Raw genomic sequence first — 13,899 nt, 5'->3', positions numbered from 1 at the left:
TTATGACAGATGTAAACCAAGAACACGTTTTTGAACAAGTAAAAGATGCACTTGTTGAACTTTTTGAAATCGATGAAGCGGATATCAAACCTGACGCGCACTTATATCAAGATCTCGATTTAGACAGCATTGACGCTGTTGATCTCGTGGTCCATTTACAAAATGTGACAGGTAAGAAAATTAAGCCCGATGAATTCAAATCAGTTCGTACCGTCAACGACATCGTTGAGTCAGTAACAGAGCTTTTAAAAGGCGCCTAATGCAAAAATTGCTGACAGCTTTGTCTGCAATTACGCTGCTTGCCTACCCTTTCGCCGTCTATTTCGGCATTGAACAGTTCGGTATTCAGATAATTGGCATAATTCTTATTGTACTATTCGCGATAAGAATTATGTCTGCCAGTAAAGCAAAACTAAAAGAACTTAAACAAATCGCATGGGTTACAGGGTTAACTGGCGTTTGTTTAACGATATTTGGCATTATCTTTAAGCAATACGGATGGTTAACATTTTACCCCGTGATTGTGAATCTATGTATGTTGGCGCTTTTCTTCCATAGCCTGAAACAGCCACAAACCATCATAGAGCGATTAGCTCGACTGCAAGAACCCGATCTTCCAGTGCACGGTGTTATTTATACTCGTAAAGTAACCAAGGTCTGGTGTGTGTTTTTTGTTATTAATGCTTCCATTGCTTTATATACCTGTTTTCAGAGTATTGAAGTTTGGACTCTCTATAACGGTTTGATTAGTTATCTGTTAATTGGAGCGCTTTTTGCCATTGAGTGGATCGTAAGATTAATGGTACGAAAAAAACATGAGTCTCTAGAGAAAGGTTTATAACCGAATGGCTGATATTGAAATCGCCTTCAAGGAAGTTTGGTAAAATGACTAAAAATAGTGAGCTGTTTTGCTCTTTACGTCAGTTAATGAATGCAACACGCAGTCACAGCCATTCTGTTGCTTTTTCTTCAGAGCATACCTGGACATGGACTCAATTTCGTCATGACGTAAACCAACTGGTTCTCAACCTTAATGGACTCCAAGCTCAAAAAGTAGCTTTGTGCTCAACAGATACTTATCAATTTACTGTCGGTTTCTTTGCTCTTTGCCATTCTGGTAAAACGATTGTTCTTCCTGGTAATTATCAGTCAAGCGCGCTTGCCGAGCTTTCATCTCAATTCGAACTACTGCTTTGTGACTCAAACATCGCTCACTCTTTAGATAACACAGCCTCAAATGAGAACAACGGTGCAAACATAAGGCAGGTGCTACTTCCCGCCACTCTCTTAGAGCCTAGCTTAGCGGTTCACTCAAAAGACAAGCTTGCTAGTTTTGAACCACTTAAACTTGATTACGTATTGATCATTTTATTTACCTCAGGCTCTAGTGGTCAGCCTAAAGCGATTAATAAGACACTGAAACAGCTCGACACTGAGATTAATGTTTTAGAACAGCAATGGGGGCCGCAATTAGCCAGCTGTGTTATTGAAAGTACCGTCTCTCATCAGCATATTTATGGGCTACTATTTCGAGTTTTATGGCCTCTATGTGCAGGACGTGCATTTAATACCATCAACCTGGAATACCCTGAACAGGTTATATCCCATAGTAATAATGATACTTTACTCGTATCTAGCCCAGCCTTACTGAAGCGACTCTCAAATCAACAAGCAACGACTTGTAGAATGGTTTTCTCCTCAGGGGGACCACTGCCATACAAAGCAGCACAAACCTCTAAGCAACTACTCAGCAATTATCCGGTCGAAGTATTTGGCAGTACCGAAACAGGTGGTATTGCTTTCAGACGTCAAGAAACTCAAGAACAGCCTTGGCAGTTGTTTCCTGCCATTGATGCTGAACTCAACTCTGAAGGGTGTTTAAGGCTTAAGTCACCCTACATCGATATCTCACGCTGGTATCAAACAACGGATCAATGTGAGATGGTAGGTAATGGCCAGTTTTTACTGAAAGGCCGCTCCGATCGAGTTGTAAAAATTGAAGAAAAGCGAGTTTCACTGGTAGAAGTAGAGAAACGGCTTGAACAATTACAATGGATCGAGGAAAGTGCAGTGGTTCCAGTCCAAGAGAGTGCACGTTTAACCTTAGTCGCGGCGATTGTACTGACGGAAAGCGGTGTGCAAAAGCTAACTGAAATTGGTAAGGGTAAATTTTGGATATTGCTACGTTCTGAGCTACGTCATTGGTTAGAACCAATCTCAATACCTAAACGCTTTAGAATTCTTAACGAGATCCCTTTAAATAGCCAAGGAAAACGGCTTGTTGCTCAGATAGAGACACTATTTGAATAGCGATAAACAATACGCAAGCTCGCTGTTTTATAATCAATTCATTATTTTCAAAAGATATTATGGCAAAAAGAAAACCAACCATTTTGAATACAGAGATCCAATACCCATCGGCAACGGTTACTTTTAAAGTAAGCGCTGATATTTTGGATTTCTCTGGTCATTTCCAGCATTTTCCTCTGCTACCAGGCGTAACCCAAATCGATTGGGCACTGTATTATGCTATCAAGCATCTTTCCACGCCGACTGCCTTTAAAGGAATGGAAGTGATTAAGTTTCAAGAACCCATTTTGCCCGACGCTACTGTATGTTTGTCGCTAACTTGGGATGACGACAAGCAAAAGCTCGCATTTAAATACACGTCGATACGTGATGATTTGGAAGTAGTCCACTCAACAGGAAAGATGAAACTTGGAGCACCAAGTGAGTAGCTATTCTCCTTGTTTTTTAATCCCTTGCTATAACCACGGCTCAACTATCGCTCAGGTTGTAAAATCACTAGCTGAGTTTAACTTACCCGTCATGCTAGTTGATGACGGCAGTGATCTAGAAACAAAAGAGGCGCTATTGTTGCTTTCAGAGCAAGATAACATTCACCTTGTCACCCTTGATGTTAACCAAGGAAAAGGTGGCGCTGTTATGGCGGGGATCGAAGCCATTCATCAAATGGCCTTTAGTCATGCCATTCAGATTGACGCTGATGGTCAGCACGATATCAATGCACTCCCAAAATTAATCACATTATCGAAAGATCAGCCACAAAGGCTCATATCAGGCCGACCTATTTATGATGATAGTGTACCGAAAGCTCGTCTGTACGGGCGCTACCTAACTCATGTCTGGGTTTGGATTGAGACCCTTTCTTTCAGTATTAAAGACAGCATGTGTGGTTTTCGCGCCTATCCCATTCAGGAAACTTCTGCTGTTTTGGCCAAATACAACATTGGCACTCGAATGGATTTCGATACTGAAATACTTGTCCGTATGTATTGGGATGGTATTGATATAGATTTTGTTGAGACTAACGTTATCTACCCTGAAGGTGGGATTTCCCACTTTGATGCGCTTCATGACAACATCAAAATCAGCAAGATGCACACTAAGCTCTTCTTTGGCATGCTGCCGCGCATACCAAAATTGATTGCACGTCATTTTCGTTCTTCAAAAAACCAATCATCAGAAAGTGAACCTTTAGTCACTCAACCGTCAACTCAAAAGCATTGGTCAAAACAGCAAGAGAGAGGAACAGTTTTAGGAATAAAGCTATTACTTACGATTTACAGCATTATGGGGCGAAAAGTTTTCAATCTATTTTTGACTGTCGTGATGCGCTATTACCATCTTACGGGCAAGCAGACTAAACAAGCGTCACAACAGTACTTAGAGACTCTGAATCAGTACGCGAAAGAGCAAGGCCTAGAACTGCCCGTCAATCTTAATAGTTACCAGCACCTACTCTCATTTGGCCATACGCTACTCGATAAACTCGCAGCGTGGAAAGGTGACTTTTCACCTAAGAACTTAACCGTGCATGGCCAAGAGCAATTTGATGACATCATCAAGAATAAACAAGGCATAATTCTGCTTGGGTCTCATTTAGGCAATATTGAGTTATGTCGTGCTATGAGTCGCCGCCACTCCCATATTAAAATCAATGCGTTGGTCTTTACTGAGCATGCAGAGCGTTTTAATAGCGTGATGAAAGCGGTGAACCCAAACTCAGATCTCAACCTTATACAAGTCACTCATATGGGGCCTGATATTGCGATATTGCTTGAACAGAAAATAGAGCAAGGTGAATGGATAGTGATTGTTGGTGACAGAACTTCTACCAGCAAAGAAAGCCGCTCTATTTGGGCAGACTTTCTTGGCAAAGCCGCGCCGTTTCCTCAAGGACCATTTGTACTTGCCTCAATATTGAAAGCACCGGTCTTTTTATTATTTGGATTGCGTGACGATAGCCGCAAAGAACCACACTTTAACGTCTATTTTGAACACTTTAGTGACAAGATAGCATTACCCCGAAAAGAGAGGCAGGCAGCTTTACAGCAAACAGTACAGCGCTACGCCGAACGACTAGAACATTACACACTTAAAGCTCCTTTACAGTGGTATAACTTCTTTAATTTTTGGACTTTAAGTAAGCAGCAAGATGACGGAAAAAATGAAAAATAGTATCACTTTTGGCGAAGATCGCCTTACGATTGAAGATGTTGTTGCTATCTCTCAAGGTGCAAAGGCAACAATTAACCAATCCGAAGAATTTAATGCAAAGATTGACCGTGGCGTCGCTTTTCTTGAACGCTTACTTAAAGATGAAGGTGTCATTTACGGCGTAACCACCGGCTACGGTGACTCGTGTACCGTGGCAATTCCACCTAACTTAGTTGATGAACTTCCTTTGCACCTGACTCGCTTTCACGGCTGTGGTTTGGGTGAAGTTCTTAGCCATGAGCAATCACGCGCTGTGCTTGCCACTCGCCTTTGTTCATTATCTCAAGGCGTTTCAGGCGTTACGCATGATCTACTAAATCAGATTATCACCCTGATCAATCAAGACATTTCACCTAGAATCCCTCAAGAAGGTTCTGTGGGTGCAAGCGGCGATCTTACCCCTCTATCTTATTTAGCGGCGACGTTAATCGGTGAGCGAGAGGTTTTTTATAAAGGAGAGCTTCGACCTACAAGCGATGTGTTTGCAGAACTCAACATCGAACCGATTAAGCTGAAACCAAAAGAAGGTTTGGCTCTAATGAACGGCACATCTGTAATGACAGCCCTTGCCTGTCTTGCATACAGCCGTGCGGAATACCTCACTCAGTTGTGTACTAAAATCACCGCGATGGTATCTGTTGGTATTCACGGTAATGATTTCCACTTTGATGAAGCTCTATTTGCCGTCAAACCTCACCCAGGTCAACAGCAAGTTGCTGCATGGCTTCGAGATGATCTTAAAGCAGAAAGACCGCCACGTAATAGTGACCGCCTACAAGACCGCTACTCGTTGCGTTGTGCACCCCATGTTATAGGCGTTGTTCAAGACACCCTACCTTGGCTACGTCAAATGATTGAAAATGAGCTTAACAGCGCCAACGACAACCCTATAATCGATGGTGATAATGAGCGGGTTCTTCATGGTGGTCATTTCTATGGTGGTCATATTGCTATGGCCATGGATACGTTAAAAACTGGCATTGCAAATCTTGCTGATCTTCTTGATCGACAGATGGCGCAATTAATGGATTACAAGTTCAATAACGGTTTACCATTTAACTTAACCGGTGCTCAAGGTGACAGAAAGCCTATCAACCATGGTTTTAAAGCTGTGCAGATCGGTATTTCAGCGTGGACAGCAGAAGCACTAAAACACACCATGCCTGCAAGCGTTTTTTCTCGTTCTACAGAGTGTCATAATCAAGACAAAGTAAGTATGGGGACCATCGCAGCTCGTGATTGTTTACGTGTTCTTGAGCTCACAGAACAAGTTGCGGCGGCGTCTCTACTAGCAAGTACTCAAGCGATCGAAATTCGTAAACGTCACAATGAGCTTGATGAGCATCATATGAGTGATAACCTGAAGATGATTCGCGACGCTGTTCTTGAAGAGTTTGAATTTGTAAATGAAGACCGTCCGCTAGAAAATGATCTGCGACACTTTATCAGCCAAATCCAAAATCGTCATTGGCCGCTGTATTAGAAAATAAGGTACTAGGGATAATAATGAGCGATATCGTTTATCCACTGAACTCTGAGGTGACATTAGTCACCTCATTTCAAGATGCCGATCCAATGGGTGTTATCTATCATGGCAATTACTTTCGATTCTTCGAAGAAGCTCGCCGTATCTTGATGGAAAAGATTCAATATGGCTACTTAGCGATGAGTGAATCTGGCTACATGTGGCCGATCATTGATACACGAGTTAAATACGTGAAAGCAATTCCGTTTAATCATGAAATTCGTATTACAGCCCAGCTTACCGAGTGGGAAAATCGCCTACGCGTGGATTACGTGATTTATGACGCTAATACCCATAAACGCATGTGCAAAGCGCACACGATGCAAGTCGCGGTTGAAATGAAAAACGAAGAGATGTGTTTTGTTTCTCCAACAATATTCACAGACAAAGTTGCACAATGGCATCAAAACGGGACACTTTAATATGGTCGATGCAGCCTTGAACGTAATGGGAGTAACGATGAAGTTCACGAAAATAGTACGCAAGTTAAGCGTTCAATTGTTTACGTGTGTTATCGCATTAGGAGTGATGCCACAGAGTATCGCATCAATAAATGATCTCGACGCTTTGCAACATCAACTTTCGCAATATCAAGTTGTACGCGGCGACTTCACCCAACTACGCCACCTTGAAATGTTCAAGCAACCCTTATCGTCATCTGGTCAATTTACTCTTGATAAAGAAGAGGGCTTACTTTGGCAGCAAAACACCCCCTTTCCGGTGAACTTAGTCTTAACTAAAAACAGACTGAGCCAAACTTTTTCCGACCAACCATCACAAATCATCACAGCAAAAGAGAACCCAATGGCCTTTTATTTTAGCCATATATTTCTCTCGGTATTTCACGGCAACACTGACAAATTAAAAGAACAATTTGACCTTGGATTTTCTTCTGAAGGGGACAAATGGACTCTAAAACTGACACCGACTCAAGCACCACTCAATGCAGTATTTGAACAGATTAATCTAAAGGGTTCGCAAGATATTGATGCCTTAACTCTGGTTGAACTTAGAGGTGATAAAACAGAAATACTGTTTACCAATCAGAATCATCTACCAGAAAAATTAACCGATGATGAGCAGGCGCAGTTTGAGTTCTAATCACACCGAATCAAAAAAAAGCACCTCGGTGTTAAGTTCAATGCCAAAGCAGCAAAAGATACTGGCATTTTCATGGGTCGCTATCGTAGTCTTTTGCCTTGGTTTATTAGTCAAGCAGTGGGTGGTCAACCCAGATTCACCAATTGAAACCGACATTCTAAAGCTGCTTCCAACCAACCAACAAGATCCCGTTGCTAGCCAAGCGTTTGATAAAATCACCAATAGCATGAGTGACCAAGTTGTCTTCGTACTTTCTGCTAGCCCAAAAGAGTCTGCCAACGCAAAAGACAGTAATAATAAAACCACTCTATTTGAAGCGGCGGATAGCTTTGCAAACACACTAGAGCAAAGTGGCTACTTTAAAGTCGTTCGGTCCAAAGTTAATCCCTCAATTCAGCGAGAATGGGCCAGCTATTATTATAATGCACGCTTTAACCAACTGACCAATGAGCAGCAAAGAAGACTTTCAACAGAGCCAGAGAACCTAGTTCAATCCGTTGTTCAGGCTATTTACAACCCATTTTCCGGCGTAACAGGGCAAGAACTCGCCAGCGACCCTTTTCTGTTATTTCGAGATTACTTACAAGACGTCTCAGCGTCATCTTCTAATTTTTCACTCGATAATAACTACCTCGTAACCCAGTACAACGATAGACATTACTTACTCATCACGGCACAACTTTCGGACTCGCCCTACAGTGCTCAAGCCCAAAAAAGCGTGCCTGAAATCGCGCAATGGCAGCAACAAATCTTACAGCAGTACAGTGTCGAGATTAATCACACTGGTGTGCTATTTTATGCCGACTTTGGTACTCGTAGTGCTAAGTCTGAAATTAGCACCATAGGCGTTTTTTCTCTGCTTGGTGTCATTGCACTTATCTATGTCGTATTTCGCAGTACCACGCCACTATTGCTCGCGTTACTGTCAATCAGCATTGGCTTGTTCGTTGCACTATCAATCACCACCCTTATTTTTGGCCAAGTGCATCTATTTAGCTTAGTGTTTGGGGCAAGCCTTATTGGCGTTTCTATTGATTATGCCTTTCACTACCTTACCGATCGACTCGCAGCCGGAAAGCGTTGGCACAGTGTTAAAGCACTTAAGCATATTATCGCAGCTATTACGTTGGGGCTGATTACGAGTTTAATTGGTTATCTCGGCCTTCTCGTTGCTCCATTCCCTGGGTTGCAGCAACTCGCTCTGTTCTCTGCTATTGGGCTAGCAGCTGCCTATGCAACAGTGGTTGCTTGGTATCCGATCCTAGCTCATGCTCCAAGCCAAGACAGAGCGCTTCCCGGACAGCAATTTTGGACTTGGTGGTTTAGAGTGTGGGAAAAACCGACGGTTCGATTTGGCCTGCCTACTTCAATTATTGCCGTCAGCACACTTGCGATGACGCAAGTACAATACAATGACGATATCCACCAACTTCAAGCGATGCCTCTGCAGTTAAAGAGTCAAGAGCAGTTTATTGCGCAGATCACCGGAATACAGTCATCCCAGCAAATGTTAGTCGTTACTGCAGACAATGATGAACAATTGCTCCAAGCAACTGAAAAGCTGGCCCATACTCTTACTCAGTGGAAAAGTGATGGCGTGATATCGGGCTATCAAAGCCTTCATCAATACACCAGTTCAAAAGAGAAGCAGCAGAACAACTTCACCCTTATTCAATCGTTGTATCACAATCAAGCACAAAGCCTTGCCGATGCTCTTCAACTGTCTGATGTTCCTAGGTTTGAAGCCACCTTCGAGCCAACAACGCTGGCTCACTACTTAGAAAGCTCAGTCTCTGAGCCGACACGCTTTTTGTATTTAGGGAAATTAGATGAACAAGTCTCTGCAGTGGTATTAATTAAAGATGTTAGCGATGCTCTAGCCATCACTGACTTTGTTCAAAGTAGTGGTCATATTAGCTACTTGAATAAGGCTCAAGAGATATCGACTCTGTTTGCTCAATATCGAGTGAAGATTATGGAGTTATTAGGCATTGCTATCTTGATCATTGCCTCACTACTCAGTGTTCGATATGGCGCTACTCAGAGCTTTAAGATCTTACTTCCGTCACTTATCGCCTGTCTCGCAGGTCTCGCTGTTACGGTGATCACGGGCTCAACGCTTAACCTATTCAACCTTCTAGCGTTAATATTAATCATAGGTATTGGTATCGACTATACGCTGTTTTTTGCAGAACAAGCTCGCAGTCAAAGTACCTTACTTGCGATTACTTTATCAGCCATGACGACCCTTCTCTCTTTTGGGTTACTTTCTCTTAGTGATACACATGCGATTCACAGTTTTGGTATTACGGTATTAAGTGGCATTTTTGTGGCTTGGTTGCTTGCACCGCTGGCAATATCCTCAAACAATCTACATCAGCAGAAGCGCGAACAGGATCTGGTATGAACATTAGTACACTCCATAACTACCTAACAAAAACGATTCCTTTGTTGGCATGTATATCAACCGCATTTCTGCTCAGTGGCTGTTCATTGGTCTCTACTCCGTCATCAACTTTGGTGGAAATCAGCCCTTCTGTTTTTGTACCGCTTCCTTCACCCGACCAGTTAGGTTACAACGTCACTGCCGGTCAGCTAATTTCAGCCACGTGGCCGGTTGAGGGCAATTCTGGAAAAACTCAAAATCAGCAATTGCCTGTTCACCTAGAAGTAACAAAACAACAGATAGTTTTAGCTGGTTTTTCTTCTTGGGGCACTCGAATTTTATCTCTTGATTATCAAAAAGATAATATCGAAACTAGCGTATTAAGCGGGTTAGAAAACACGCTTCCCGCTCCAGAGCAAATACTATTTAATTTAATGATCACTCTCTGGCCGATCAGCGCTTGGGAAGCCCCATTAAATCAGGTAAAGTGGAAAATATCAGAAACGGAATATCAGCGAACTATCTTTGATGCAGCAGGAAGCACCGTCATCGTCATCGAATATGAAAATTCAGATCCTTTGTCTGGGTTGATTCAATTTGAAAACCGACACCTCGGTTACACGATTTCTATCCAAACACTTAATGCCGACATTGTTGACGCACACAATTAACGATTAGAAAGACAGTAAGATGACAACTCCTAATTTAACGACTCAAGCTTCAAAGCCCATTTACATTCAAGACTGTGGATTTGTCAGTGCTATAGGCAGTAATACTGAGCAAATCCAGCAAACTTTGGCAGACCCTAGCAAAGCAAACATGCTGCTAGAAAAATCGATATTGAACACCGCCACAGACACCGTTATTGGCCGTGTAACCACGCCCCTAGCGTCGATTCCAAGTTCACTGCAAGCTTACCAGTCTCGTAATAACCAACTCGCACTTACCGCGCTCCTGCAAATCGAAAAAAGTATACAAGCGGCAATCTCACAATTTGGCAGCGACCGCGTAGCCGTGATTGTCGGTACGAGTACCTCAGGCATCGCTGATGGTGAGGTGGCATTTGATAGCATGCTTCAAAATGAAGCCTTTCCAGCCGACTTTCACTACTCTAAACAAGAGCTAGGCAATACAAGTGAGTTTATAGCGAAGTACTTAGACATAACTGGGCCGTGCTACGCTATTTCAACAGCGTGCTCATCTAGTGGTCGCGTATTTATTAGCGCGAAACGAATGCTCAATGCGGGGCTTGTTGATGCTGTTATTGTTGGCGGTGCAGATACCATTTGTCAGCTAACGTTAAATGGATTCAATGGCCTAGAAGCACTTTCAAATACGCTTTGCCAACCCTTTAGTGCTCAACGTAAAGGGATTAACATCGGTGAGTCTGCAGCATTTATGTTGCTCAGCAATAAGCCTGTAGACTGCAATTCAGCTAAGCCCAAAGTTGCTCTTTTAGGTGTTGGGGATAGCTCTGACGCTCACCACATTTCAGCACCACACCCTGAAGGTAAAGGTGCAGAAGAAGCGATGCAAAAAGCATTACTCGATGCTAATTTAGAGCCCAGTGAAATTGGTTATATCAATGCCCATGGAACGGCAACACCATTGAACGATTCTATGGAGAGCAAAGCGATATTTAACCTTTTCAAAGACCAAGTGCCCGTTAGTTCAACCAAGCCACTAACAGGCCACACTCTTGGTGCAGCGAGCGCTACAGAAGGCGCGATTGCATGGCATATCCTTAACCATGATCTACCACTTCCTCAGCAAAATTGTCTCAACAAAGCTGACGATATCGACATTAAATTGGTTGAAGGTACAATGAAACTTCACAGAAAAGCCATCTTAAGCAACTCGTTTGCCTTTGGTGGCAATAATATTAGTCTTATTTTTGGTTATGCCGATGAGTAACATCCCCACTATTGAACAATTACTTCCTCATGAGAAGCCAATGATCTTAATTGATCGTGCTCTCTCAGTTGAAGCTGAGTCTATCCATTGCCAAGTGGATATTGACGAGCATAACCTCTTTTTTAATAAAGAAACGAATTCTGTTCCCGCTTATTTGGGCATTGAGTTTATGGCTCAATCTGTCGCAGCGTGGTCTGGATATCATGCGACTTTGCGAAATGAAGAGCCACCTATTGGTTTTTTATTAGGTAGCAGACGCTACGTCGCAAACTGTGACACCTTTTCACAAGGACAGACGTTAGATATTTACGCTGAACAAGTGATGGAAGATAATGGTATGGCCGTTTTTTCTGCTTATATTGAACATAACGGTCTACAAGTCGCGAAGTGCCAGCTTAACGTTTACGTGCCAAGCGAACAAAAATTACAAGAGATGAAAATTAGGAATCAAGCATGACCCGACAGGTATTAGTCACCGGTGCGAGCAAAGGCATCGGCAAGGCCATTGCAATTCAATTGGCTAAAGATGGATTTACCATTGCCGTGCATTACATGGGTGATGAACAGGGCGCAAATGCCACCCTTGCTACTATTGAAGAAAATGGTGGGCAGGGTCGCTTAATTCAATTCGATATTAGTGACAGAGAAACGTGCCGAGTTAAACTCGAAGCAGACATTGCAGAGCACGGCGCATATTATGGTGTGGTCAATAACGCAGGTATCACACGAGATACCGCATTCCCTGCGATGACAGAAGAAGAGTGGGATGGCGTTATCCATACCAACCTCGATAGTTTTTACAATGTGCTTCACCCCTGCGTAATGCCTATGGTTCAAAAACGTAAAGGTGGACGTATTATCACACTTGCTTCCGTTTCAGGCTTAATGGGAAACCGAGGCCAAACGAATTACAGTGCAGCAAAAGCCGGTGTTATTGGTGCGACAAAATCTCTCGCTCTTGAATTAGCAAAACGAAAAATCACCGTCAACTGTGTCGCGCCTGGTTTAATTGATACAGGCATGATTGATGAACATGTAAAAGAACATGCTCTACCGCAAGTTCCACTTCGTCGTATGGGCGAACCAGAAGAAGTGGCCGGCCTCGTAAGCTACCTAATGTCTGACATTGCAGCTTATGTTACACGCCAAGTTATTTCGGTAAATGGAGGTTTAATATGAGCCATAGGGTTGTTGTCACTGGTATGTCTGGAGTTACCGCTTTTGGTAATGATTGGCAAACCATTGAACCTAAATTACGTGACTGTGAAAACGCTACACAGTACATGCCATCTTATGAGCAATACGATGGTCTAAACACTAAACTCGCAGCGCCCATTGATGATTTCGAACTACCAAAGCATTACAAGCGTAAGCAAGTTCGAGGAATGGGCCGAGTGTCTAAGCTTGCGACAGTAGCAACAGAACAAGCATTAGAACAAGCAGGCTTAATTGGTCATTCTGTACTGACTGATGGACAAACTGGGGTTGCTTACGGCTCATCAACAGGCAGTACCGACGCGATTGGTGCTTTCGGAGTCATGCTAAACGAGAAAACAACCAAAGCGATCACAGCAACGACTTACGTTCAAATGATGCCACACACCAGTGCAGTTAATGTCGGATTGTTCTTTGGTCTTAGAGGCCGTGTAATCCCGACCAGCAGTGCCTGTACATCTGGTAGCCAAGCGATTGGTTACGCGTATGAAGCGATCAAACATGGTTATCAAACCGTGATGGTGGCAGGTGGAGGTGAAGAACTTTGCCCGACAGAATCTGCGGTATTTGACACCCTTTTTGCTACTAGTCTAAGAAACGACGCCCCTAAAACAACGCCACGTCCATACGATAGTGATCGCGATGGTCTTGTGATTGGCGAGGGTGCGGGAACGCTTATTTTAGAAGAGTACGAACACGCTGTAGCTCGCGGTGCAACTATCTATGCTGAGATCATTGGGTTTGCGAGTAACTGCGATGCGGCGCACGTGACTCAACCTCAAATGGAAACGATGCAAGCGTGTATGGAAATGGCGCTACGCGACGCTAACCTACCCGCTGACAAGATTGGTTTTGTATCAGCACATGGTACAGCAACAGATCGTGGCGATATTGCGGAAAGTAACGCAACAGCCAATGCCCTCGGTAAAGTTCCGATCAGCTCTTTGAAAAGTTACTTCGGTCATACTCTAGGTGCGTGTGGCGCTATTGAAGCATGGCTGAGCCTTGAAATGATGCACACTGGCTGGTTTAACCCTACCCTTAATCTCGATAACCTAGACCCTCAGTGTGGGGATTTAGATTACATCACAGATAAAGGCCGCGAGTTGAATACCGATTACATTATGAGTAATAACTTCGCATTCGGCGGAATTAACACATCACTGATATTCAAAAAGCTAACCTAAGGTTAGTATTTATTAATTAGAAAAGACGCTCCTATGCTACTAACAGTAAC

Annotated in this window: 14 protein-coding genes; all 14 read left to right on the top strand. The window is 43.2% G+C overall.

Translation table 11 applies throughout. The features are described 5' to 3' along the window. Positions 1-2 precede the first annotated feature (2 nt). The 14 genes from L4D20_RS01120 to L4D20_RS01055 all read left to right on the top strand — a co-directional run bounded on the left by L4D20_RS01120 (position 3) and on the right by L4D20_RS01055 (position 13,849). Positions 3-260, top strand: a complete 258-nt coding sequence (locus tag L4D20_RS01120; RefSeq protein ID WP_428799723.1) for an acyl carrier protein — start codon at positions 3-5, stop codon at positions 258-260. Further along, complete coding sequence (locus tag L4D20_RS01115; RefSeq protein WP_428799722.1) at positions 260-841, top strand: COG4648 family protein; 582 nt, start codon at positions 260-262, stop codon at positions 839-841. Before L4D20_RS01120 ends, L4D20_RS01115 begins: the two co-directional genes overlap by 1 nt. 44 nt (positions 842-885) lie before the next feature. After that, complete coding sequence (locus L4D20_RS01110; protein WP_428799721.1) at positions 886-2,310, top strand: AMP-binding protein; 1,425 nt, start codon at positions 886-888, stop codon at positions 2,308-2,310. Between the two features lie 59 nt (positions 2,311-2,369). Next, entirely contained in the window at positions 2,370-2,738 is a 369-nt protein-coding gene (locus L4D20_RS01105) for an ApeI family dehydratase (protein ID WP_428799720.1), read from the top strand. Further along, the gene (locus L4D20_RS01100) at positions 2,731-4,482 is read left to right on the top strand and encodes a glycosyltransferase family 2 protein (protein ID WP_428799719.1); all 1,752 of its coding nucleotides are present in this window, start codon (positions 2,731-2,733) and stop codon (positions 4,480-4,482) included. Before L4D20_RS01105 ends, L4D20_RS01100 begins: the two co-directional genes overlap by 8 nt. Next, entirely contained in the window at positions 4,472-6,004 is a 1,533-nt protein-coding gene (locus tag L4D20_RS01095; RefSeq protein WP_428799718.1) for an HAL/PAL/TAL family ammonia-lyase, read from the top strand. Before L4D20_RS01100 ends, L4D20_RS01095 begins: the two co-directional genes overlap by 11 nt. 23 nt (positions 6,005-6,027) lie before the next feature. After that, a complete protein-coding gene (locus L4D20_RS01090; protein ID WP_428799717.1) occupies positions 6,028-6,468 on the top strand; it encodes an acyl-CoA thioesterase in 441 nt (146 codons plus the stop codon). A gap of 106 nt (positions 6,469-6,574) precedes the next feature. Beyond that, on the top strand, positions 6,575-7,147 hold the full coding sequence (locus tag L4D20_RS01085; protein WP_428800727.1) for an outer membrane lipoprotein carrier protein LolA: 573 nt from the start codon (positions 6,575-6,577) through the stop codon (positions 7,145-7,147). Next, on the top strand, positions 7,119-9,554 hold the full coding sequence (locus L4D20_RS01080) for an MMPL family transporter (protein ID WP_428799716.1): 2,436 nt from the start codon (positions 7,119-7,121) through the stop codon (positions 9,552-9,554). Before L4D20_RS01085 ends, L4D20_RS01080 begins: the two co-directional genes overlap by 29 nt. Then, on the top strand, positions 9,551-10,204 hold the full coding sequence (locus L4D20_RS01075; RefSeq protein ID WP_428799715.1) for a DUF3261 domain-containing protein: 654 nt from the start codon (positions 9,551-9,553) through the stop codon (positions 10,202-10,204). The genes L4D20_RS01080 and L4D20_RS01075 overlap by 4 nt, the downstream gene beginning before the upstream one ends. Before the next feature lie 19 nt (positions 10,205-10,223). Beyond that, positions 10,224-11,447: a beta-ketoacyl-[acyl-carrier-protein] synthase family protein gene (locus L4D20_RS01070; protein ID WP_428799714.1), complete on the top strand. Its 1,224-nt coding sequence runs from the start codon at positions 10,224-10,226 to the stop codon at positions 11,445-11,447. Beyond that, a complete protein-coding gene (locus L4D20_RS01065; RefSeq protein WP_428799713.1) occupies positions 11,440-11,904 on the top strand; it encodes a hotdog family protein in 465 nt (154 codons plus the stop codon). Before L4D20_RS01070 ends, L4D20_RS01065 begins: the two co-directional genes overlap by 8 nt. Beyond that, a complete protein-coding gene (locus L4D20_RS01060; RefSeq protein ID WP_428799712.1) occupies positions 11,901-12,626 on the top strand; it encodes a 3-ketoacyl-ACP reductase FabG2 in 726 nt (241 codons plus the stop codon). The genes L4D20_RS01065 and L4D20_RS01060 overlap by 4 nt, the downstream gene beginning before the upstream one ends. After that, on the top strand, positions 12,623-13,849 hold the full coding sequence (locus L4D20_RS01055) for a beta-ketoacyl-ACP synthase (protein WP_428799711.1): 1,227 nt from the start codon (positions 12,623-12,625) through the stop codon (positions 13,847-13,849). Before L4D20_RS01060 ends, L4D20_RS01055 begins: the two co-directional genes overlap by 4 nt. Positions 13,850-13,899: the final 50 nt, after the last annotated feature.

It is taken from the genome of Vibrio kyushuensis, assembly GCF_050337325.1.
Taxonomy (GTDB): domain Bacteria; phylum Pseudomonadota; class Gammaproteobacteria; order Enterobacterales; family Vibrionaceae; genus Vibrio; species Vibrio kyushuensis.
Note: the sequence above shows the minus strand (reverse complement) of the source record. Positions and strands in the feature narration are given on the sequence as shown.